19 protein-coding genes are annotated in these 22689 nt (G+C 73.2%); 11 read left to right on the top strand and 8 right to left on the bottom strand.

The window, feature by feature from the left end; genetic code table 11:
- The first annotated feature begins 37 nt into the window (after positions 1–37).
- Positions 38–829, top strand: a complete 792-nt coding sequence (locus tag ACTYVM_RS23385; protein WP_445527817.1) for a VOC family protein — start codon at positions 38–40, stop codon at positions 827–829.
- Positions 830–854: 25 nt separating this feature from the next.
- Here the strand turns inward: ACTYVM_RS23385 and ACTYVM_RS23390 are convergent, their stop codons facing one another.
- On the bottom strand, positions 855–1931 hold the full coding sequence (locus ACTYVM_RS23390) for a LacI family DNA-binding transcriptional regulator (RefSeq protein ID WP_445527818.1): 1077 nt from the start codon (positions 1929–1931) through the stop codon (positions 855–857).
- A 106-nt stretch (positions 1932–2037) separates the two neighbouring features.
- The gene (ligD, locus tag ACTYVM_RS23395) at positions 2038–3075 is read right to left on the bottom strand and encodes a non-homologous end-joining DNA ligase (protein ID WP_445527819.1); all 1038 of its coding nucleotides are present in this window, start codon (positions 3073–3075) and stop codon (positions 2038–2040) included.
- 74 nt (positions 3076–3149) lie between these two features.
- On the opposite strand from ligD, the gene ACTYVM_RS23400 reads away from it, so the two are divergent.
- On the top strand, positions 3150–4217 hold the full coding sequence (locus ACTYVM_RS23400) for an ATP-dependent DNA ligase (RefSeq protein ID WP_445527820.1): 1068 nt from the start codon (positions 3150–3152) through the stop codon (positions 4215–4217).
- Positions 4218–4617: 400 nt separating this feature from the next.
- Here the strand turns inward: ACTYVM_RS23400 and ACTYVM_RS23405 are convergent, their stop codons facing one another.
- On the bottom strand, positions 4618–6951 hold the full coding sequence (locus ACTYVM_RS23405) for an FUSC family protein (protein ID WP_445527821.1): 2334 nt from the start codon (positions 6949–6951) through the stop codon (positions 4618–4620).
- Positions 6952–6976: 25 nt separating this feature from the next.
- Between ACTYVM_RS23405 and ACTYVM_RS23410 the strand changes: the two genes are divergently transcribed.
- On the top strand, positions 6977–7147 hold the full coding sequence (locus tag ACTYVM_RS23410) for a hypothetical protein (protein WP_445527822.1): 171 nt from the start codon (positions 6977–6979) through the stop codon (positions 7145–7147).
- Positions 7148–7353: 206 nt separating this feature from the next.
- On the opposite strand, the gene ACTYVM_RS23415 is transcribed toward ACTYVM_RS23410, so the two are convergent.
- Positions 7354–8544 (bottom strand): zinc-dependent alcohol dehydrogenase, encoded by a 1191-nt coding sequence (locus tag ACTYVM_RS23415; protein ID WP_445527823.1) that lies wholly within the window; start codon positions 8542–8544, stop codon positions 7354–7356.
- Between the two features lie 270 nt (positions 8545–8814).
- On the opposite strand from ACTYVM_RS23415, the gene ACTYVM_RS23420 reads away from it, so the two are divergent.
- Entirely contained in the window at positions 8815–9762 is a 948-nt protein-coding gene (locus ACTYVM_RS23420) for a DUF3048 domain-containing protein (protein ID WP_445527921.1), read from the top strand.
- Between the two features lie 61 nt (positions 9763–9823).
- Here ACTYVM_RS23420 and ACTYVM_RS23425 read toward each other — a convergent pair whose 3' ends face one another.
- Positions 9824–10288 (bottom strand): MarR family winged helix-turn-helix transcriptional regulator, encoded by a 465-nt coding sequence (locus ACTYVM_RS23425; protein WP_445527824.1) that lies wholly within the window; start codon positions 10286–10288, stop codon positions 9824–9826.
- Between the two features lie 290 nt (positions 10289–10578).
- On the opposite strand from ACTYVM_RS23425, the gene pcaH reads away from it, so the two are divergent.
- Genes pcaH through pcaDC form a run of 4 tightly spaced genes read left to right on the top strand, consistent with a single transcriptional unit; the run spans position 10579 to position 14440 of the window.
- The gene (pcaH, locus tag ACTYVM_RS23430) at positions 10579–11352 is read left to right on the top strand and encodes a protocatechuate 3,4-dioxygenase subunit beta (protein ID WP_445527825.1); all 774 of its coding nucleotides are present in this window, start codon (positions 10579–10581) and stop codon (positions 11350–11352) included.
- Between the two features lie 6 nt (positions 11353–11358).
- Positions 11359–11964, top strand: a complete 606-nt coding sequence (pcaG, locus tag ACTYVM_RS23435; protein ID WP_400031296.1) for a protocatechuate 3,4-dioxygenase subunit alpha — start codon at positions 11359–11361, stop codon at positions 11962–11964.
- Positions 11961–13313, top strand: a complete 1353-nt coding sequence (gene pcaB / locus ACTYVM_RS23440) for a 3-carboxy-cis,cis-muconate cycloisomerase (RefSeq protein WP_445527826.1) — start codon at positions 11961–11963, stop codon at positions 13311–13313. The genes pcaG and pcaB overlap by 4 nt, the downstream gene beginning before the upstream one ends.
- Positions 13310–14440: a bifunctional 3-oxoadipate enol-lactonase/4-carboxymuconolactone decarboxylase PcaDC gene (pcaDC, locus tag ACTYVM_RS23445; protein WP_445527827.1), complete on the top strand. Its 1131-nt coding sequence runs from the start codon at positions 13310–13312 to the stop codon at positions 14438–14440. Before pcaB ends, pcaDC begins: the two co-directional genes overlap by 4 nt.
- Positions 14441–14527: 87 nt before the next feature.
- On the opposite strand, the gene ACTYVM_RS23450 is transcribed toward pcaDC, so the two are convergent.
- Entirely contained in the window at positions 14528–17215 is a 2688-nt protein-coding gene (locus ACTYVM_RS23450; RefSeq protein WP_445527828.1) for an ATP-binding protein, read from the bottom strand.
- 180 nt (positions 17216–17395) lie between these two features.
- Between ACTYVM_RS23450 and ACTYVM_RS23455 the strand changes: the two genes are divergently transcribed.
- Complete coding sequence (locus ACTYVM_RS23455; RefSeq protein WP_445527829.1) at positions 17396–18478, top strand: DUF2510 domain-containing protein; 1083 nt, start codon at positions 17396–17398, stop codon at positions 18476–18478.
- Between the two features lie 132 nt (positions 18479–18610).
- Here the strand turns inward: ACTYVM_RS23455 and ACTYVM_RS23460 are convergent, their stop codons facing one another.
- Entirely contained in the window at positions 18611–19252 is a 642-nt protein-coding gene (locus tag ACTYVM_RS23460; protein WP_445527830.1) for a TetR/AcrR family transcriptional regulator, read from the bottom strand.
- Positions 19253–19570: 318 nt separating this feature from the next.
- Between ACTYVM_RS23460 and ACTYVM_RS23465 the strand changes: the two genes are divergently transcribed.
- A complete protein-coding gene (locus ACTYVM_RS23465; RefSeq protein WP_445527831.1) occupies positions 19571–20560 on the top strand; it encodes a DMT family protein in 990 nt (329 codons plus the stop codon).
- A 7-nt stretch (positions 20561–20567) separates the two neighbouring features.
- On the opposite strand, the gene ACTYVM_RS23470 is transcribed toward ACTYVM_RS23465, so the two are convergent.
- Positions 20568–21389, bottom strand: coding sequence for an LURP-one-related family protein (locus ACTYVM_RS23470; protein ID WP_445527832.1), 822 nt, complete (start codon positions 21387–21389; stop codon positions 20568–20570).
- Positions 21390–21532: 143 nt separating this feature from the next.
- Here ACTYVM_RS23470 and ACTYVM_RS23475 point away from each other — a divergent pair, with 143 nt between their 5' ends.
- The gene (locus tag ACTYVM_RS23475) at positions 21533–22654 is read left to right on the top strand and encodes an LAETG motif-containing sortase-dependent surface protein (protein WP_445527833.1); all 1122 of its coding nucleotides are present in this window, start codon (positions 21533–21535) and stop codon (positions 22652–22654) included.
- The last annotated feature ends 35 nt before the right edge of the window (positions 22655–22689 follow it).

Consider the following 22689-nt stretch of genomic DNA (forward strand, 5'->3'; position numbering starts at 1 on the left):
AGAGCAGACAACCGGGCTCCTTCGAAGGAGGGCAAGGATGCTCACCACCCGTTTCGTCAACGGCGCTCCGAACTGGCTCGACGTCGGCACCCCCGACATCGACGGCGCCGCTTCCTTCTACGGCGCTCTCTTCGGCTGGCGGTTCCAGTCGGCGGGGCCCCAGGCCGGTGGCTACGGCTTCTTCCAGCTCGACGGCAGGACGGTGGCCGGCGGGATGCAGACCATGCCGGATCAGGGGCCGCCCTCCTGGACCGTGTACTTCCAGAGCGCCGACGCCGCGGCGACCGCCAAGGCCGTCGAACAGGCGCACGGCACCGTGCTGGTCCAGCCCATGGACGTGATGGGCGAGGGCCACATGGCGGTCCTCGCCGACAAGGCGGGCGTGCCGTTCGGCATCTGGCAGCCGGGGCGGATCAAGGGCGTGGACCTGGCCGGCGAGACGGGTTCGCTGTGCTGGGTCGAGCTGTACACGCCGGACATCGCCGCGGCGGCCGCGTTCTACCACAAGGTGCTGGGCCTGGAGACCTCCGCGGTGCCCTTCCCCGGCGGCACCTACACGTGCGTCAACCCCGCCGAGGGCGGCGAGGACGCCATGTTCGGCGGCATCGTGGCCCTCTCCGACGACCCGACCGAGGCCAAGACGGGCGCGTACTGGCTGCCGTACTTCGAGGTCCCGGACACGGACGCGACGGTGGCCAGGGCCGAGGAACTCGGCGGCACGGTCCGGGTGCCCGCCACCGACGTCACGGGAGTCGGCCGTGTCGCCAGGCTCGCCGACCCCTACGGCGCCCGCTTCGCGGTGATCAGGAGCACGCCTTCGCGGACGTGAGGCGGTGCCGGCGGCCCGGCGGATCTCACGCGGACGCGCGCCGTACGAGGGTGGTCGGGAGGACGACACCGCGCGGCGCACCGCCCTCCCCGGCCTCGGCGCCGTGCCCGTCGAGGCCGCGCAGCAGGAGGCGGGCCATCAACCGGCCCATCCCCTCGATGTCCTGACGCACGGTGGTCAGCGGCGGCTCGGTCTGCTCGGCCACGGGCAGCATGTCGTCGAAGCCGACCACGGCGACGTCGTCGGGCACCCGCAGCCCGCGCTCACGCAGCACGCGCAGCGCTCCGGAGGCGGTGAGGTCGTTGGCGGCGAACACCGCGTCCAGGTCCGGGCAGCGGTCGAGGAGTTCGCGCATGGCGCGCTCCCCGCCGGCCGGGGTGAAGTCGCTCTCCACGATCAGCCGGGGATCCGCGTCGGCCATCACGTCCCGGAAGCCGTCGAGCCGGTCCACCGCCGAGGTCTGGTCGAGGGCTCCGGTGATGTGCCCGATCCTCGTCCGGCCGAGGCCGACCAGATACCGCACGGCCTCCCGTGCCCCGCCCCGGTTGTCGCTGTCGACGTAGACGACCGCGGGGTTCTGGGCCGTCCGCGCGAAGTCCGCGGCGCCGGGGGCGGCGTCGTCGCTCCAGCCGGGCCGCCCGCCGAACACGGTCGGCACCCCGGCACGCCGGATCAGCCCCGGCAGCGGGTCGTCGAGGTGCAGCGAGAACACGAGCGCGCCGTCGACGTGACCGCCGGCGAGGTAGCGCCCGACCCTGGCGTGGTCGTCGCGTCCCTCCGTCAGCAGCAGGACGAGCTGCGAGTCGTGGGCGGTCAGCTCCTTGCTGATGCCCCGCAGCTGCCGTGCGAAGAAGGGGTCGGCGAAGACCCGGGGCTCCGGTTCGGCGATGACGACGGCGACGGCGTCGTGCCGTTTGGTCACCAGGCTGCGGGCGGCCTGGTTCGGCACGTACCCGAGTTCCTCCACGGCTTGCCGCACCCGCTCGGCCAGCGGCTCCCGCACCCCGTCCCCGCCGTTCACCACCCGGGACACGGTGGCCCGCGACACCCCTGCCCGCGCGGCCACGGCCTCCAACGTGGGACGGGACGCTGTCTCGGTCACTTCTGCGCTCCTCACCGGCGGTTGCGGATCAGGATAGCCGCGCCCGGGCCCGCCGTGAGAGCGCTCTCGCGCCGCGACGCGCCCGCCACCAGGGCGGCCGTCGCACTCAGCCGGCGGACTCACCGGCGGCCGGGCCCTCCTTCTTCGCCCGGCTCGGCTGGACCCGTTTCGGCTCACCGGGCATCTTCGGGTACTCCGGCGGATAGGGCAGATCGCCCAGCCCGTGGTCGCGCTCGTCCTGGGCGGCCAGTTCCAGCAGGGCCTCCAGGGAGAAGGCATGGTCGTCCATGTCGGCGTGCACGTCGCCGACCTCGGCGAACCGGGGCGGCATGGTGGCCACGTCGAAGTCCTCGGGCCGTGCGGCGTCGGCCTCCTCCCAGCGCAGGGGTGCCGAGACGGGGGCGTGGGAGCGGGGGCGCACGGAGTAGGCGGAGGCGATGGTGCGGTCGCGGGCCGTCTGGTTGTAGTCCAGGAAGATACGGGCGCCGCGCTCCTCCTTCCACCACTTGATCGTCACCTGTTCGGGCATCCGGCGTTCCATCTCGCGGCCCACGGCGATCGCGGCGCGTCGTACCTGGGTGAAGCTCCAGCGCGGCTGGATCGGCACGAACACGTGCAGACCGCGACCGCCGGAGGTCTTGGGCCAGCCGCGCAGACCGCCGAACTCCTCCAGCACGGACCGCAGTTCGTGGGCGGCGCGCACGGCGTCGGTGAAGCCGGTACCGGGCTGGGGGTCGAGGTCGATGCGCAGTTCGTCGGGGTGGTCGACGTCGTCGCGGCGTACCGGCCAGGGGTGGAAGGTGAGCGTGCCGTACTGGGCGGCCCACACCACGGCGGCCTCCTCGGTGGGGCACATCTCGTCGGCGCTGCGCCCGCTGGGGAAGGTGATGTGGGCGGTGGGAATCCACGCGGGCATGCCCTTGGGTGCCCGTTTCTGGAAGAACCACTCGCCGGTGATGCCGTCCGGGTAACGCTCCAGGGTGGTGGGACGGTCGCGCAGGGCGCGCAGGATGCCGGGGGCGACGGCCTGGTAGTACCGGGCGACGTCCAGCTTGGTGAGTCCGCGCTCGGGAAAGAAGACCTTGTCCGGGCTGGACAGCCGTACGGTCCGGCCGCCCACCTCCAGTTCCACCGCATCGCCCATGCGAGCCACGGTAGGGGCAGCGCGCCGACCGCGCACACCGGGCGGGCACGCGCGCGGGCGCGCAGAATCTAGGCATGGACCTGCCGGTGATGCCGCCCGTGAAGCCGATGCTCGCCAAGTCGGTGGCGAGCATCCCGCCGGACATGCAGTACGAGGCGAAGTGGGACGGCTTCCGGGCGATCGTGTTCCGCGACGGCCCCGAGGTGGAGCTCGGCAGCCGCACCGGAAGGCCGCTGACCAGGTACTTTCCCGAGCTGGTCGAGGCGCTCAAGGAGCGGCTGCCCGAGCGGTGCGTGCTGGACGGGGAGATCGTGATCGCACGGGAGGGCCGGCTGGACTTCGACGCGCTGACCGAGCGGATCCACCCGGCCGCCTCCCGGGTGCGGATGCTGGCCGAGCGGACCCCGTCCTCCTTCGTGGTCTTCGACCTGCTCGCCCTGGACGGCGAGTCACTGCTCGACGTGCCGCTGTCCGACCGGCGCGCGCTGCTGGTCCGGGCGCTGGCGGAGGTGACCGCCCCGGTGCACGTGGCACCCGCGACGACCGACATCGAGGTGGCCCGGCGGTGGTTCGAGCAGTACGAGGGCGCCGGCCTGGACGGCATCGTCGCCAAGCCGCTGGGACTGCGCTATCTCCAGGACGAGCGGGCCATGTTCAAGGTCAAGCACGAGCGCACGGCGGACGTGGTGGTCGCCGGGTACCGCCACCACAAGAGCGGCCCGGTCGTCGGCTCGCTGCTGCTCGGCCTGTACGACGACCGGGGCACCCTGCACCACGTCGGTGTGTGTGCCGCGTTCCCGATGAAGCGGCGTGCCGAGCTGATCGAGGAGCTGGAGCCGCTGCGGATGGACGACGTGGCCGGGCACCCGTGGGCGGCCTGGTCGGACGAGGCGGCCCACGAGGCGGCACGGCTGCCCGGCGCGCCCAGCCGCTGGTCGGGGAAGAAGGACCTGTCCTGGGTGCCGTTGCGGCCGGAGCGGGTGGCCGAGGTGGCCTACGACCACATGGAGAACGGGGCGCGGTTCCGGCACACGGCCCGTTTCCGCCGCTGGCGCCCGGACCGCACGCCGGAGAGCTGCACCTACGCCCAGTTGGAGGAACCGGTCCGCTACGACCTGGCGGAGATCTTCTCTGTCAAGTGAGAGTGTTCGGCTCGGCAGGCTGCTCCGGGGGGGGGCAGAGTGAAGAGGGGCCGACCCGGTTTGAGAGCACCGGAGCGGCCCAGTGTGTGGGAGGGCCTCAAATGGTGGGTCGGCGGAACGGGAGATGTTGTCGGGAACCGGGTCAGGTTCTATCGGAGCGTCCGTGTTCTGGGTGAGAACGGCATTGGCGAGGGTGAGGTTGGTGACCAGCTGGCGGAGTTCTTCGATCTCGGCTTTCTGGTTCGAGACGGTCTTCCTGAGTTTGGTGACGGTTTCCCTGAGTCGCTTCTCGGTTTCCGGGATCTGCTGGGTTTCGTTGCGAACGCGTTCGTAGAACTGGTTTTTCAGGTCGCCGTGCCGCTTGAGGTCCGCGACCAGGTTGCCGTTAACCGACCTTGTGCTACCGCCACCAGGGGCGGCGGCGGACCTCCGCCATGTGCTGCGCGGGCTCGCTCACCGACTGGGCGTCTTTGCTCAGGTGACGCAGGTGCTCTTGCACCCAGAGCAGGTGCGGGTGCGGCAGTTCAGGCTCCGGCGACGCTTCGACTGGTGCGTTCGCGTCGGCCGTTGACGCCTGCCCTGGCATGGCTGACGCCATCAACAGCGGCGGCGAAACCGTCGTCGGTCGGGGTGATGGCCGGCTCACCTCCTGGGCGATCGTTCCGTAGAACCCGGCCAGGTCCGCCGCCTCGATCCGGAGCCCGGTGCAGGCCGGCGCGCCCGCGTACCCGTCCGACCCCGCCAGCGGCAGGCAGGCGCTCCCGGGGCCGGCCGACGCGACCGGCGTGGCCGGCCGCAGCGCGGCCAGGGTATGCGCGGTCAGCCGCAGCCGGGTCGCGGCGTTGACCAGCGTCCACAGGTCTTCCTTGCCCAGCTTCTTGCTTCCCTGCTCGGTGAGGAAGCAGCGCATCGCATCGTCGAGCCTGATGCCCGCGCTCACCGCGGCGATCGAGGCGGCCGGCGGCACCATCAGCTCGCTGAGCGCCCAGTCCACCGCCTGGGTCAGGAACGCCGCGCCGGAGCGGAAGGCGTCGGCGAGATCGTCGCCGACCACCGACGACACCCCGCGTGGCCACAGCAGCACGCCGACCGCCACGCTGACACCGCAGCCGATCGCCACGTCCTCGATCCGCAGCAGCCCGATCGTCCAGCCGACCGGGGCGAGCAGGTTGAACACCACCACGACCGTCACCGTGAAGGCGGCCTGCCCGACCAGGAACGGCGTGGTTCCCGGCGCGTACGCGGCGACGAGCACCGCCACCGGGAATACCGCCCACAGCGCGCCGGGATGGGTCCCGACCCCGATGAGCAGCGCCGCCCCCACCACGAAGCCGACGACGGTGCCGCCCAGCGCGCGCAACGCCGTCGATCCGGTCGCCGCGGCGCTGGTGCGCAGCACCGACAGTGTGCCGAGCACCACCCAGAACGCGTGCTGCACCCCGGACGCGTCCGCGACGGCGACGGCAGCGGCGAGCGCCACCGCCGCGCGCAGCGAGTTGAGGAACCAGACCGAGCGGACGGACGCGTGCCGCCGCACCAGTGTGACCGCACCGATCAGGCCCTGCATCCGGGGTGAGTTGGCCGCCGCGGCCAGCGCGGCGGCGGCAGGCGTGGCGGTTGCAGGCACGATGGCGGCCGGGGCCGCCGCGGCGGTGGCAGCGTCGGTGGAGAAGCCGTACCAGTCACGGCGCTCCGCCTCGACCGCCTCGGCGGAGGCACGGTGGCTGACGATCAGCGCGTCCGCGGCGGCGCCGCGGGCGACGACCGCGATCGACTGCGCGTGCACCGCCTGCGCCGCCGCGACCCGTGCGTCCGGCTCACCGGCGCGGCCGGACAGGTCACGCAGACGCTCCGCCGACAGCGTCCGCGCCTTCTCCAAAGCGGCGAAATCGGGGTTGGCCGCCTGGCCGGCGAGCAGCGCCTGCGTATCGGCGAACAGGCCTGCGGCGGCGCGCAGCAGCGCGCGGTCTTGCGGGCAGGAACGGGTCAGGTCGATGTGCCCGTCGAACGCGTCGCCGACCTGCGACGCGCCCCACTCCAGCAGCTGCACCAGGCTGCCCAGCGCTTGGTCGGCGGTGCCAATCATGGTCGGGCGATACGGCGCGGCGTCGAACACGGCGCGCAGTCGCTCCTTGGCCGCGCGCATCGCCGCGGGCGTCGTCGTCTGGCTGTCGGCGGCGGCGCGCAGCCGGTCGGCCAGCTCGCCCGCCAGTTCGGCGGTGGCGGCGCGCAGCCGCTCCCCCGGCGCGGGCGGCGAGAGCAGCAGCACCGCGATGGTTCCGGCGAGGGACGCCATCCACCAGCCCTCAAGCCGGCTCGGAATCGTGGCAGCGCCGCCCGCGGAGACAACCGGCAGCACGTAGGCGAACATGGCCGCGATGGCGCCGGTCGCCGCGTTCGGGCCGACGATCCCGCCGAAGAAGATCGCGAACGTGACGGGGACCGTGACCAGGGCGGCGAGCCAGGTTGTCCCGCTCACCAGCGTGCCGATGATCAGCGCGAGGCTGCCGACGACGGCGAGCTGCGTGTGCGCGGACAGCTTGTTGGTCCTGGTACCGCCGAATCCGGCGATGACCAGCGTGGCGATCCCGCCGAAGGTGGCGTACAGCGCGGTCTGTGGGCTGCCGATCACCTTGTAGGCGATCGCGAACAGCGACGGGACAACGACGGCCGCCCGCACGGCGCGCATCGCGGCTGGTACTGACCAGGTCGGTTTCCACCATTCCTGCGGCACCCAGTCAACCCTACCTACGGAACTCGTGCCGGGTGACGCTGGACGGGAGTACCCGCGCGAAACTCCGAAGGGCGACCAGACGGACGTGGTCGAGTCCATGGATCTCGACCACGGGCTGATCACCCACCACCGCGTCTACTGGGGATGGGTGGGGTTCAACAAGCTCCACAACGCCATCAACAAGGCCCGGCAGTAGGCAGCACCGGTTGCCTGCAGGTTCACGGCCGGGGCGCCCGCTGCTGCAGGCGTCGGGCGCCCTGCCCCCTATCCCGAAGGGCAGTCTCGATGTCGAGAACGCCGTGGATGCCGCGGCGGCTGCGGCTCGCGTAGCCGCTGGAGGTGCGGGCGCCCATGACGGTGCGCATGTGCCCGTACTGGATGGCGTCCGCGGGTCGCGGACGCTCACGGGCGCATGACGACCTTGACGGCCCCCTCCTGCTTGCGCTGGAACATCTCGTACGCGTGCGGGGCGTCCGTCAGCGGCAGCCGGTGCGTGGCGAAGTCGTCGACGCCCAGCGGGTCCTCGTCCGTCAGGAAGGGCATGATCTCGTCGGTCCAGCGGCGGACGTTGGCCTGGCCCATGCGCATCTGGATCTGCTTGTCGAAGAGCGTGATCATCGGCATGGGGTCGGCCGTGCCGCCGTAGACGCCGCTCAGGGAGAGCGTGCCGCCGCGGCGCACCAGTTCGATGGCGGTGTGCAGGGCGGCGAGCCGGTCCACGCTGAAGCGTTCCGCGAGCGGTCCACCCAGGGCGTGCGGCAGCACCGTCGCGGCCTGCTGGACGAGCCGGGCGGCCGCGCTGCCGTGCGCCTCGGTGCCGACCGCGTCGATCACGGCGTCGGGTCCGCGTCCCTGGGTCTCGTCGCGGATCGCCGCGACCAGTTCCTTCTCGTTGTCGAAGCCGCGCAGGTCGTACGTCTCCACGCCCCGCCGACGCGCCCGGACCAGCCGTTCCGGGACCAGGTCCACGCCGAACACCCGCTCGGCGCCGCGTGCCTTGGCGACCCGGCACGCCATGTCGCCGATGGGGCCGAGTCCGAGCACGGCCACGCTTCCGCCGCGCGGCACGTCGGCGTAGACGACCGCCTGCCAGGCGGTCGGCAGCACGTCCGAGAGGTAGAGGAACCGCTCGTCGGGCGGGCCCTCGGGAAGCTTGACCGGGCCGAACTGGGCCTGCGGCACGCGCAGGTACTCGGCCTGGGCGCCCGGGACGGCCCCGTACAGGCGGGTGTAGCCGAACAGGGCGGCGCCCATGCCCTCGCTGGTGACCTGGGTGGTCTCGCACTGGGTCGTCAGGCCCGCGGAGCACATGAAGCAGTGGCCGCAGGAGATCTGGAACGGTACGACCACCCGGTCGCCGGGCTTGAGGTTCGCCACCCCGGCGCCGACCTCCTCCACGATGCCCATCGGCTCGTGGCCGAGGATGTCGCCCGGTGTCATGAACGGCGTGAGCACCTCGTAGAGGTGCAGGTCGGAGCCGCACAGACCGGTCGAGGTGATCCGGATGACGGCGTCCGTCGGCTCCTGGATCTTCGGATCGGGGACCTCCTCGACCCGAACGTCGCGCTTGCCCTGCCACGTCACTGCCTTCATCGCGGCGCGCTCCCTCCGTCGTTCCGCGTCTCCCCTGCCGCGCCCGGGTACCCGGGCCCGACCCGCCGAACCGCAGGTCGGCTCATGGGGCCGATCGGCCCAGTAGGCCGTGCCCGGTCGGAGCCGAACGGGTATGGCCGCCGATGAACGGACAAACACATATTCAGAGGTATTCAGAGGCAGGGACGCGGAGACGGGGGCCGAACGGTGGGCAACGGACGAAACGCGCGAGCACGGTACGCGGCCTCGGCGGTGGCGCTGCTGGCCGCCATGGCGACGGCCACCCCGACGGCGGGCTGCACGGCGCGGCACGGCACCGTCCACGACGGGCGCGGCGGAAAGGCGTCCTCCCCGGTGCCGGAGCCGGACCCGCCGCAGCCCCCTGCGCCGAGCCCGAAGCACGCCGGACCGGTCCTCGCCGTCAAGATCGACAACGTGGGGGCGGCCCGCCCCCAGACCGGTCTGAACGCCGCCGACATCGTGTACACCGAGCAGGTCGAGGGCGGGCTGAGCCGCCTGATCGCGCTCTACGCCACCCGGCTGCCCCCGGTCGTCGGACCGGTGCGCAGCGCGCGCGAGTCCGACCTCGAACTACTACGCCAGTTCGACCGCCCCACCCTCGCCTTCTCCGGCGCCCAGAAGAAGCTGCTGCCGCTGATCGAGGCCGCCCCGCTGTCCGCGAAAACACCCGACGCCAAACCCGACGCGTACTTCCGGGGCACCGCGAAGCCGGCCCCGCACAACCTCTATCTGCGCCCCGGCAGGCTCCTCGGCTCGGCCTCCGGCGCGGACGCGCTGACCACCGGCTTCCACTACGGCCCGGCACCCGCGGGCGGCCGCGCCGAGACCTCGCGCACGGTCCGCTACCCGGCGGCCCGCTTCACCTTCACCTGGTCCGCGGGGCGGCACGGCTGGAAGGTGGCGATGGATGGCCGGCCGGCCGTCACGACCGACGGCGGGCAGGTGGTTCCCGCGACGGTCGTGGTGCAGCACGTGAGGGTGCGCAGGTCGGACCTGCACGACGCGCTCGGCAACTACACCCCGTACACCGAGACCGTCGGTTCGGGAAAGGCGGAGGTGCTGCGCGACGGGCGGGTGTACGACGCCACCTGGAAACGCCCGAGCGCGGCCGACGGCACGCGGTTCACGGCCGCCGACGGCACGGACGTGAACTTCGCCCGGGGCCAGGTCTGGGTGGTCTTCACCTCCGACCGGTGACCCCCGACCGGTGACCCGCGGACGGCGACCGGACGGCGGCCGGGGACGGCGCCGGGCGCGATCAGGGCTGCGCGGCGAGCGGTTCCGCCGGATGGCGCAGTCCCTCGGCCGCGTCCGCGACCCGCCCGATGAGGTCGAAGAAGAGGGCCTGCTCCTCGACGCTGAGCGGGCCCAGGAAGACCTGGTTCATCCGGGCCGTGCGCACGGTGAGCTTCCGGTGGGTGCGCTCGCCGTCGTCGGTCAGTCGCAGCAGGAAGCGGCGGCCGTCCTGCGGGTCACGCACCTTGTCGAGCAGGCCGCGCCGGCCGAGGCGGCTGACCACCTCGGCGATGGTGGACCGGTCGAGGCCCACCCGCTCCCCCACGGTGCGCTGGTCGAGACCCGGCTCGGCGACGAGCACGTTCAGGACCGCGAACTGCGGCGAGGTGATCTCCTCGGAGACCATCGTGTTCCACAGCAGGTAGTGCGCCTGCTGCAACCGCCGGGCCAGATGCCCGGGGTGGGTCGAGAGGTCCACCGCGCCCATGTGCGCTCCTCGCGTCGATCCGTCGTGTCGCCCGTAACTTTTCGTAGGTGCACTGAACAATACCGCCGAGGGGCCGGCCCTGCGCCACGGTCTCTCGCATCCTTCAATCGCCCTGCTCACCCTGGTCGACACGGTATTGACTGCGCGCGCCCCGAGTGGCAGCGTGAGGACACAGAAAATACTCAGTGCGCTGACTATCTGCCTTGACTGACTGCCCTGACTGACTGCTCTGACTGTCTGGGCCGACCGTCCGTGGTCGCCGGACGCCCGGCGGAACGCTAGGAAACTCCATGACTCTCACTCAGCACGACATCGACCAGGAGATCGCGGCCGAACACGCCGCGTACGACAAGCGCGTCGCCGACGGCGCCCCGGTCGAGCACCATCCGCGCCGCGACTACGCGCCGTACCGCTCCTCGGTGCTGCGCCACCCCCGGCAGCCGCTGGTCGCCATCGACGTCAGCAAGGACCCGGAGCTGGTCGAACTGGCCTCGCCCGCGTTCGGCGAGCGGGACATCACCGGGATCGACAACGACCTCACCCGCCAGCACACCGGGGAGCCGGTCGGCGAGCGGATCACGGTCTCCGGGCGGCTGCTCGACCGCGACGGGCGGCCGGTGCGCGGCCAGCTCGTCGAGATCTGGCAGGCCAACTCCGCGGGCCGCTACGCCCACCAGCGCGAGCAGCACGACGCCCCGCTGGACCCGAACTTCACCGGCGTCGGGCGCACGCTGACCGACCAGGACGGCTTCTACCGGTTCACCACCATCCAGCCGGGCCCGTACCCGTGGCGCAACCACGTCAACGCCTGGCGTCCGGCGCACATCCACTTCTCGCTCTTCGGGTCGGCGTTCACGCAGCGGCTCGTGACGCAGATGTACTTCCCGAACGACCCGCTGTTCCCGTACGACCCGATCCTTCAGTCCGTGACGGACGACGCGGCCCGGCAGCGGCTGGTCGCCACCTACGACCACAGTCTGTCGGTGCCGGAGTTCTCGCTCGGCTACCACTGGGACATCGTGCTGGACGGCCCGCACGCCACCTGGATCGAAGAAGGACGCTGACCTGCCATGACGAAGATCGACACGAGCAGCCCCGAGAACGTGCTGCCCACTCCCTCGCACACGGTGGGCCCCTTCTACGGCTACGCGCTCCCCTTCCGCGGCGGCGAGGACATCGCGCCCCTGGGCCACCCGGACACCGTCACCGTGCACGGATACGTGTACGACGGCGAGGGGCGGCCCCTGCCGGACGCCCTGGTGGAGGTCTGGGGGCCCGACCCGGACGGCAACCTGCCGGCCGTCGACGGCTCGATGCGGCGGGACCCGGCCTCCGGCGACCACCTCGGCCGCAACGGCGTCGAGTTCACCGGCTTCGGCCGTATCCAGACCGACGTCGACGGCCACTGGTACGCGCGGACGCTGCGCCCCGGGGCACGCGGCCGGAACGCCCCCTACCTCAGCGTGTGCGTGTTCGCGCGCGGGCTGCTCGTACACCTGTTCACGCGCATCTACCTGCCCGGTGACGAAGCCGCGCTGGCCGCCGACCCGCTGCTCGCCCAACTGGACGAGGAGCGGCGCGACACGCTGATCGCCGCGCGGGAGGACAGTGGGGCATACCGTTTCGACATCCGCCTTCAGGGCGAGGGCGAGACGGTCTTCCTGGAGTTCCGGTGACACCACCTGCCGCTGATCCCGCCGCTGTCGGCCTCGACGTCGGCCTGCTCGGCCCGGGGTGGGCCGGCTCCCCCGCCGCGTCCGCGACGAGCGACCTGGCCTATTTGCGGGCCCTGCTCGACGCGGAGGCGGCGCTCACCCGGGCCCAGGCCGCGCTCGGCCTGGCCCCGGCCCGTGCGGCCGAGGCGGTGACCCGGGCCGCCGATCCGGGCCGCTTCGACGTGCGCGCGCTCGCGGAGCGCGCCCGTGGTGGCGGCAACCCGGTCATCCCGCTGGTCGCCGACCTCACCCGGGCCGTGGGCGAGGAGTACGGCCGCTACGTCCACCGCGGCGCGACCAGCCAGGACATCATGGACACGGCGACGATGCTGGTCGCCGTGCGCACCCTGGACCTGGTCCTGGCCGACCTGGCCCGCACCGAACAGGCGCTGGCCCGGACGGCCGCCGAACACCGGGACACGTCGATGCCGGGACGGACGCTGACCCAGCACGCCGTGCCGACGACGTTCGGCCTGAAGGCCGCCGGGTGGCGGTCGCTGGTACTGGACGCCCGCGACCGCCTGACCCGGGTGCGGGACTTGCTGCCCGTCCAACTCGGGGGGGCGGCGGGGACCTTGGCGGCCTTCTCCGCGTACGGCGCCGAGGACCCGTTGGCGCTCGTCACCGCGTACGCCCGTGAACTGGACCTGTGCGAGCCGCTGCTGCCCTGGCACACACTGCGCACCCCGGTCGCCGACCTCGCCGGATGCCTCGCCTTCACCGCCGGGACGCTGGGCAAGATCGCCGCGGACGTGCTGGTCCTGGCGCGCACGGAGACCGCCGAACTCGCCGAGGGCAGGGGCGGCGGTTCCTCCGCCATGCCGCACAAGGCGAACCCGGTGCGGTCCACGCTGATCGCGGCCGCCGCCCGGCGCGCGCCGCAGCTCGCGGCCACCCTCTACGGGTCGATGGCTGCGCAGGACGAACGGCCGCCCGGTGCCTGGCACGCCGAATGGGAACCGCTGCGGGAGCTGCTGCGGCTCGTCGGCGGCGCGGCCCGCGATGCCGTGGAGCTGACCGAGGGGCTGCGGGTGGACGCCGACGCGATGCGCGCGCATCTCGGGCTGACCCACGGGCTGATCGTCTCCGAGCGGCTGTCGGCCGAGCTGGCGCCCGTGCTCGGCCGCGCCCGGGCGAAGGAGCTGCTCACCGAACTCGCCCGGCGCACCTACGCCGAGAACCGTACCCTCGGCGAACTCTTGGCCGAGCAGCCCGAGTTGAAGGACGTGGACCTGGGCGAGCTCACCGACCCGACCCATTGCACCGGCTCCGCCGGAGCCCTCACCGACCGTGCCCTGGAGCGACGTTGACCCTGCACCACCTTCTCGAAGGACCCGCCTCCGCTCCCCCTCTGCTGCTCGGGCCGTCCCTCGGCACGTCGTACGCGCTGTGGGACAAGGTCGCCCCCGAGCTGGCGGTCTCCCACCGGGTGGTCCGCTGGGACCTGCCCGGGCACGGGGGTTCGCCGGCCGGGCTGATCGGGCCCGGCGCGACCGTCGGCGACCTCGCCGGCCTGGTGCTGGCGCTCGCCGACTCGCTCGGCATCGAACGGTTCGCGTACGCCGGGGTGTCGCTGGGCGGTGCGGTGGGTCTGCACCTGGCCGTGCACCACCCCGAGCGCGTCGACTCGCTCGCCGTGATCTGCTCGTCGGCCCACTTCAACGGTGCCAGGGCGTGGCAGGAGCGGGCCGAGCGGGTCCGGCGGGACGGGCTGGACTGGCTGGCCGAGAGCGCCGGCGCCCGGTGGTTCGCCGGTGACTTCACCGTGCCGGGGCTGGTCCGGGACCACCGGGCGGCCGACCCGGAGGCGTACGCCGCCTGCTGCGACGCGCTGGCCGCCTTCGACCTGACCGACCGGCTGCCGGAGATCGGCGCGCGCACCCTGCTCGTCGCGGGCCGCGAGGACCCGGCCACTCCGCCCGCGCATCTGCGGCAGATCGCCGACGCGGTGCCCGGCTCCGCGCTGGTGGAGATCCCCGGCGCCTCCCACCTGGCGCCCGCGCAGTGCCCCGAGGCGGTCCTGGCGGCGCTGCGCACCCACCTCGGCGGTGCTCCCCGGCGGGGCATGGAGGTGCGCCGCGAGGTGCTCGGCGACGCGCACGTCGACCGGGCGCAGGCCCGGCAGACCCCGTTCACGGCCCGTTTCCAGGACTTCATCTCCCGCTACGCCTGGGGCGAGATCTGGACCGACCCGACGCTCAGCCGCCGCGAGCGCAGCATGGTCACCCTGACGGCGCTGATCGCGCACGGCCACTACGACGAGCTGGCCATGCACGTACGGGCGGCCCGCCGCAACGGGCTCACGCCGGAGGAGATCGGCGCGGTGCTCCTCCAGAGCGCCGTGTACTGCGGGGTCCCGGCAGCGAACTCTGCGTTCGCAGTGGCCCAACGGGTCCTGGCCGAGGAGTCCGACGCCGAGGAGTCCGGCGAGGACTGACCCGGCGGCACCGGCACCGGTAGCGGCCCGCCAGCCGCGGGCGACATGCCGGACCCCGTGTCCGCGGCGTGGGCCGCCGGGTGGGTCCTACGGCGTGGATCGGGCCGGGCCGTGGTCCGATGCCAGCAGTCGTGCGGCCTGGTCCGCCAGGCCGTCCGCGCCGCACGAGCGCGCCAGGGCCAGGCCCCGGCCCAGTTCGGCGGCCGAGTCCGAGACGATGCCGAACTCGACGCGGGCGACGGCGTGTTCGTACTGGCAGGGGGAAGCCTCCAGGTAGGTGACGGCCTGGGCGGCCAGCCCGACCGCGCGCCGGCCGGTCTCCAGGGCCGCGGCGCAGCGCAGGGCCTCTCCTATGGCGGTGTCGGTGCCGAACCGCTCGGAGTGGTGGCGGAGGCCGACGACGAGCCGGCCGGCCCGCTCGGGGTCCTCGGTGGCGAGCGCGCGGGCCAGGTCGGCGGCCCAGGGCACCGTCACCGGGTTCCGGTGGCCACGGGCGGCCGCCGCCCTCTCGGCCGCCTCCAGTTCCTTGATGCCGTCCTCGGTGCGGCCCAGGGCCAGCAGCAGCCGGCCGCGCACGCTGCGCGGGTCGGGCAGCACGATGGTCGACGGGTAGGGCGGGGCGAAGGCGTGCTGCTCGGCGACCTCCCAGGCCCGCTCGACATGGCCGCGGGCGAGCAGGGTGTCGACGAGGTTGCAGGTCGCCGTCCAGTACAGGGGCAGTCCGCGGCCGACCCGCTCGGCCAGGCGCAGCGACGCGCGCAGGGACTCCTCCGCCTCCCGCAGCCGGCCGCGCCTGCGGTGCCCGAGGCCGACGTAGGCGTGGGCGAGGGCGAGGTGGCCCCCGCTCCAGCCGGCGGTCTCGTAGGCGCGCAGGCCCTCGGAGTAGAGGGTCTCGGCCCGGTCGAGGCGGTCGCAGTAGGCGTAGGCGCTGGCGAGCATCAGCAGCAGTTCGATGCCCCACTCGGTGTCGGTCCAGCCGAGTCCGGGTGCGAGGCGGCCGTCGACGAGGGCCCGGTCGCACAGCTCGACGACCTCCTCGGCGCTCTCGCCGCGGGTCATGGCGTCGAAGCCGCGCAGGATCAGCAGGGCACGTTCGGAGTTGTCGCGTCCGGTGCAGCCGGCCGCGAGATGGGCGAGCCGCCCGGAGCGGTGCGGGGAGCCGGTCGCGCCGGTGTACAGGCCTTCCCACATGTACCGCACGGCCTGCAACCGCATCCGGGTGGGCCCCGCCTCGTGACGGGCGGCCTCCGCCGCGACCGTGCGGACGGCCTCCGCCGGCTGGTCGTTGTGCAGCAGGGCCTGGGACAGCCGCCACACGGCGTCCACCCGGGTGGCGCCGTCCAGGCCCGGTATGGCGAGCGCCCTCTGGAGGTGCTCGATGGTGGTGGCGGGCGCGGTCAGCAGCGTGGCGCAGCCCAGTTCGTAGAGCACGCGCGCGTGCGTCCTGGGTGTCGGTGGCTCCAGCAGGGCCCGCTCCAGGCAGCGGCGGGCCGCGTCGGACGCGCCAACGGCGAGGTGTTCGCGGGCCGCCTCGCGCAGCTGCTCGACGAGTTCCTCGTCGTCGTCCGGGTGGACCTGGAGCAGGTGCCGGGAGGCCGCGGCGGCGCCGAACCCGGAGTCGGCGACGACCTGGGCGGCGATGCCGTGCATGGCGGTGCGCAGGGCGTCCGGGATGGAGTTGTAGACGTCGGTGGCTATCAGCGGGTGCACGAATTCCAGCTCCCCGCCGCCGCCCCGGGTCGCCGGGTCCGGTTCGGTGAGGATGCGGGCGCGGCACAGCAGTGCGGCGCAGCGCGCGGCGTCGTCGCGGTTCATGGTGGCCAGCCGAGTGACCAGGTCCACGGTGATGCCGGCGCCCAGGACGGCGGCGGCCCAGGCGAACCGGGTGGCGTCGATGCCGAGTTCCTCCAGGCGGGTGATGAGGCCGCCGCCGCGGGCCGAGCGGTTGAGGACGCGCAGCTCGGCGGCCCGGGCCTCGACCGGTTCCAGCTCGCTGTCGCGCACCTTGGCGAGCAGTTCGACGGTCTCGTACGGGTTGCCACCGGTGACCGCCCACACCTCGCGGCAGAACGGGGCGTCGGCGTGCGGGCCGAGGGCGGTGCGGGTGAGTCCGGCGGTCGCCTCGGGGGTCAGGGCGCTCAGGGTGTGCACACCCGCCGCGGCGACGGCGGCGTCCAGGCACCGGGCGCCCTCGCCGCCGGTCCCGCCGGGCCGGCGGGCCACCACGAGCAGCACGGGCAGGCCGTCGAGGCGCTCGGCGAACGCGGCGAGCCAGCGCAGGGTCTCCACGTCGGCCCAGTGGGCGTCGTCGATCAGCAGCACCAGCGGCCACTCGCGTTCGGCCAGCCGGCGCACGGCGGCGACCAGTCCGTCGCACACGCCCTGCGGGTCGGCCCGCCCGTCCCGGGGTTCCGCGATGCCGAGGGCGGGTCCGGCGATGTGGTACCAGTCGCCGAGGTACTCGCGGGCCTCCTCGGGCATCAGCGACAACAGCACGGGCTGGAGCAACTGCCGCACCACGTTGAAGGGGACGGAGCGCAGGGTCTCGCCGCCGCGCGCCGACCACACCGCGCAGCCGCGTGCCCGGGCGATGCGGCAGCTCTCGGTCAGCAGGGCGGTCTTCCCCAGACCGGCCTCGCCCTCCAGGACCAGCAGTCCTCCCGAGGACGCGCGGTCGGCGCACAGGACGTCGAGCGCGCGTACGACGGCGGTGAGTTCCTCGTCACGCTCCCACAGCGAGGCCGAGGCGGCCGTGCCCGGCCGTACCTCCGTCATTCCGCTACCTCCCCAAGTCACCCGGCGGCCTGCAGACTTCGAGCGTAGTACCCGAGCGGCCGGCGCGGTGGCCCGTCCCGCTCCTGTTGCCTCGACGGGTGACCTGCGGTACAGGGGGCGCGGGGAGCGTGACCGGGGTCCTCTCATCGGGCTTTCACCGACGCCTCATACGGTAGGAACATGACGCAGGTGACTCCTCCCGGGTGGTACCCCGACCCCGGGCAGACAAGTGACGGCCCCGCCACCGAGCGCTGGTGGGACGGTAGGGCATGGACGGACCAGACCCGTCCCGTCGGGTCGGCCGCCGCGTGGGGTCCCCCGGCACAGCAGGCGACCCCCGGGCCGTACCAGGACCACCCCGGACATCCGGGGTATCCCGGGTATCCGGGCTATCCGGCGCACCCCGGATATCCGGGCCGGTCGCCCGGCACCGCGCGCCGCGGCCTGCGTACCGGCATCGCCGTCGCGGTGGCGGCCGCGGTGCTGGCGAGCATCGGCGTCGGCGTGTACGCGCTGGCCCACGACACCGGCGGCAAGGACGGCCGTGCCGGATCCCGGCAGGGGCCGGACGGCCGGGGCGGCAGCGGCGAGGACCGCGGCCCCTTCGGCGGCCCGGGCGGCTCCGGCGGGTCGGGCGACTCCGGCGGCCCGGGCGGCTCCGGCGGGTCGGGCGACTCCGGCGGCCCGGGCGGCTCCGGCGGGTCGGGCGGCGGGCCGTCCGAGGCGCCGAAGATCAAGAGCGGCTCGGTGACCGACGCGGTCAGCGGCATCAGCCTCCCCATACCCGACGGCTGGTACGGCCAGGAGCTGGGGGTGGGCGCCCAGGTCACGTCGAACGACACCTACAAGTGCCCCGGCGACACCTCCAAGAGCTGCACCAAGGGCGGTGCCTTCTCGGCGCCCGCGCTCGCGCTGGGCACCCGCGGGAGCACGCCCGAGGAGGTCGCCAAGGCCGACATAGCGGCGAACGCCGAGGACTCCTACGGGGGCGGGACCTACGGCGGGATCACCTCCCACGAGGTGCTGGCCTCCAAGGCGGTGACGGTGGCCGGGCAGAAGGGCTACCTGGTCCGCTGGAAGGCCGTCACCAGCAAGGGCGCCGACGGGTACGTGGAGTCGCTGGTCTTCCCCTCGCCCGCCGACTCCCGGCAGCTGGTCGTCGTCCGCTTCGGCCTCGACGTCGGGGAGCCGCAGTCCGTGATCGACGACATCACCCGGGGCATCGAGGTGTCCTCGGGCGGCGGCAGCGGCCAGAACGTCTGAGCCGGCGTCCGCACCGCGCCCCGACGTACGGCGGCCGGGCGGGACACCTCTCCGCTCCAGAGGTGCCCCGCCCGGCCGGGGGTGCGCGCCGCCCCCGTCCCCACGGTGCGGCGCGGGCAGGTCACCGCCCGGTCATCCCGGGGACGGCGGCCTGGGTCGTGATCCGAGGCCCAGCGCCGGCAGCACCGCGGCCTCCAGGAACCGGACCAGATAGTCCGGGTCGGCGTACGCCCCCTCCAGCACCGGCCGGATCCGCAGGACGCCGAACAGCTGCGCCGGCACGAACTCCAGCGCGGGGTTGTCCGCGCGGACCTCGCCCCGCTCCACCCCGCGCCGCAGGATCTCCCGCAGCGCGGCGATCTCCGGCTCGACCAGCGTCTCGCGCAGCGCCCGCTTCAGCTCGGGGTCCAGCGTGATCGCGTGCCCGAGCGCCTGGAGGAGGCGGGTGTCCCGGCCCGACCACTCGCCCGCGGCCCGTACGACCTCCCGCAGGTCCTGAGGGAGCGAGCCGGTGTCGATGCCGGCGAAGCGGCAGCGTCCACTGGAGCGCAGGGCCGCCGCCACGAACTGCGGCTTGGTCCGCCACTGCCGGTAGAGCGTCGACTTGCTGCACCGGGTGCTGGCGGCGACGCCCTCCATGGTGACGGCGTCGTAGCCGTGCTCGCGGATCTGCTCGAGCACGGCGTCGAAGAACTCCTGCTCACGCTCCGGCGTGAGCTTGGAGCGGCGCGGGGCGACAACCGTCTCCGGCTCGTCCGCGGCCTGCGATGCCATCGCTTCGCTCCTCACTCGTGTCCCGGGAGCTCGAGCCCGGGCTCAGGACCCGCTCTCCCGCGTCGGCGAACGTCCATCGATACGTCAGTGTACCGGTACGCGGGCGTACCGGTACACTGACGTATCGGTACGCTTGCGTGTCGATGTACGGTACAACGACACGGGCGGACAGCACCACCCACGCACCACCGTCACGAGAGGGCCTGGCATGACATCCCGAAGCGAGGCCGCCGAAGCGGAGCCCGGCGGACCGGCGCGGCGCCCGCTCGCCCGTTCCCCCCGCCCGGCCGGGGGGAACACCCCGGCGGGAGCGGGTCGGTGAGCGCCGCCCTGACGGCCGTGGTCCTGTCGCTGTTCTCGGCCGTCGCCTACGCGACGGCCGCGGTCGCCCAGGAGCGGCTCGCCGCGCGCACCCCCGGCACGGGCGTGCGCGGACTGTTTCGCGCGGGCGCCTGGTGGTGGGCCGTCGCACTGAACGGATCGGCGGCCCTGCTGCATGTGGGGGCCCTGAAGTACGGCCCGCTCACCGTGGTCCAGCCGCTCGGCGCGCTGACACTCGTGGCCGCCGTGCCGCTGGGGGCGCGGATGGCCGGGCGGCGGGTCGCGCCGGCCGAGTGGCGGGGCACCGCGTGCACACTGCTCGGCCTCGCCGCCCTGCTCCTCGCGGCCTCCGGACCTGCCCCGAAACGCGTACTGAGCCCCGTCGAAGCACTGTCGGTCGCGGGCGCCACGGCCGTCCTGATCGGCACGCTGTCACGACCCGGAGCGCGGCCTGGCCTGCGGCACGCGACCGCGTCGGGGGTCGCCTCGGGCGTGGCCTCCGCGCTCACCCAGACGGTGACGGTGGCCGCCACGGACCACTCCGGCCCGCTGCTGAGCGCCCGCGTGATCATGGTGGCGCTGCTCGTCGCGGCCTTCGCGACCGGTGGCCTGCTGCTGTCGCAGACCGCCTACCGGGAGGGGCTGGGCGCCCCGCTCGCGGTGCTGACGCTGACCAACCCGGCGGCGGCCGCGCTGATCGGGCTCACCCTGCTCGGCCAGGGACTGCGGGGCGGCGCGACGGGCGTCCTGCTGGCGTCGGCGGGCGCGGCCCTCGCCTCCTGGGGGGTCGTGGTGCTCGCGCGGGCAGCCCCCCAGGAGGCGGGGCCCGCGGACGCGCACCCCGGGCAGGGCCCGGAGCGCCCCGGACAGGGCGGCGGCCCGGCGCATCCCGTGGCCGCCCTGCTCGCCCTGGAGCCGGAACCGCCCTCCCGGGAACCGGCGCCGCCGTCCCGGCCGCTGGGGCCGGGACAGCTCACCCCGCTGTGACCGCCGGTCAGTTCCAGCCGCGCGAGTCCTGCTTGAGCGCCGTGTCGACGGTCAGCGCGGTGGCGACCACCAGGCTCAGCAGCGGCTCGGGCAGCTGGTAGTGGATCTGAAGGACGTAGTTGTCGGCGGTCGTGAACATCGTCTTGGCCAGGCCCTCCCAGGTCTTGGTGATCCGGGCGACCTCGTTGTCGGCGTGGTCGACGATGGCGAAGTTCCAGGCGCGCCAGTTCTCCGCCTTGATCGCGCCGACCTGCTGACCGTTCGCGTTCATCGCGAAGTTGATCTTGCCGAAGACGTTCTGCTGGACGATCTCGCCGACCTCGGAGCCGTCCGGACGGGACACCACCACCCGCGACTTGAGGACCTTCGCCGGCCGGGTGAGCACCAACTGGGGCGTGCCGTAGGCGTCGCGGATCTCCAGCCTGTGCGTCATGAACTGGTCGAGGCTGGAGACGAACCGCACCGCCTTCTTCAGCGCGCTCTGCCCGACCTCGGTGACCGCGCCGATCCGGTTGCCGTGCTGGTCGAAGACCTCGTACTCGTTGGTCAGCTCGATCAGTTTGGCCTTCTGGTTCACCACGAGCACCGGCTCACTGAACAGCGAACCGCCGCCCTGCGCCCCCGGAGCGACGCCGGCCTGGTGCTGGACCTGGCGCTGCACGCGGGAGTCGGGGGCGGCCGGCTGCGGCGGCACCTGCTGCGCGACGTGGGCCTGCGGGTCGGCGTGGGTGTGCTCCGTCCACTGGGAACCGTCCCAGTAACGCAGCGTCTGGGCCGCTCCGTGCGGATCCGGGTACCAACCTGCCGGTGTGTTCGAGTACGTACTCACCGACGCACACTACCGCCGGGCGGGCGGGACCCGGCCTCGCGAGTGATGTACGTCACACATGAGACCTCGGTTCTCCGGGCAACCCTTCACGGCTTTCGGCGATCTCCTTTGCGCATACATTGGCCACTCCTTTCGAGGTTCGCATGAAGATTCGCCGCTCCCTGGCTCTCGCAGCAGCCACGGCAGCCATCACACCCGCTGTGCTTCTTGCGGCCCCCGCCGCCTTCGCCACGGAGTCTCCGGCCACGACGGCTGCCGGGGCGGCCGACACCGAGGCCCCCTCGAACACCGAGGACCAGCCGAACGCTGACGAGCAGCCGAACGCTGACGACCCGTCGAACGGCGACGACCAGACCGAGGAGAAGGGGAACCCTTCTCAGGACGCCGACGACACCACCACCCCCGGCACCGACGGGCAGTCGGACGACACCGGCGAGAAGTCCGACAACCCCGAGAACGGGTCCGGCTCGAAGGACGACGAGGGCACCACGCCCACAGACACGGAGTCGGCCACCCCCACCCCCAGCCCCAGCGCCTCGCCCTCCGAGACGCCGGGCCCGCAGGTGTGCAACGACACCGACGACTACAAGCAGGACAAGAACCTGCACACCAGCCTGTCCGGCCTGCCCTCGAAGATCGTCGCGGGCAGCGGCTTCCACAACTTCAAGCTGAACGTCAACAACTCCGGCGACAACGCCTACAAGCGTGTCGACCTCGGGGTGTTCGCCGCTCAGGTCAACGAGAAGACGTACGAAGTCACCTCGGGTTACCTCACGCTCCAGTTCAAGGACCCGGCCACCGGCACGTGGCAGAACATCTCCCTGGACGAGAACGACGAGGGCGCCGGCTACCTCGGCTACACGGATGTCCAGGCCAAGGAGTCCTTCTCCATCGACCTGCGGCTGAGCATCGACAGCAAGGCCCCGGCCGGCCTGGGCTTCGCCATCTCCATCGGCATGTACGCCGACGACAAGGGCAACTGCGTCTACTCCAGCGACGACGACTTCTACCAGTTCGACGTCCTCGCCGCCGGCTCCAAGCAGGCCAACCCGGGCGACGCCAAGCCGCAGGGCGGCCGGAAGTCGCTGCCGGTCAAGCCGGCAGGCGACAACGAGATCGTCCCGCAGGGCCACCTCGCCGAGACCGGCTCCAGCTCGGCGCTGCCGGCGATCGCCCTGGCGGGCGGCGCCGCGGTCGCCGTCGGCGCGGGCGCCGTGTTCGTGGTGCGCCGCCGCAAGGCCGGCAGCGGCGTCGCCTCTGCCTGATGCGCGCCCCTGACGCGCTGAAGCACGAGGGCCGC

Source organism: Streptomyces cyslabdanicus, assembly GCF_052663305.1.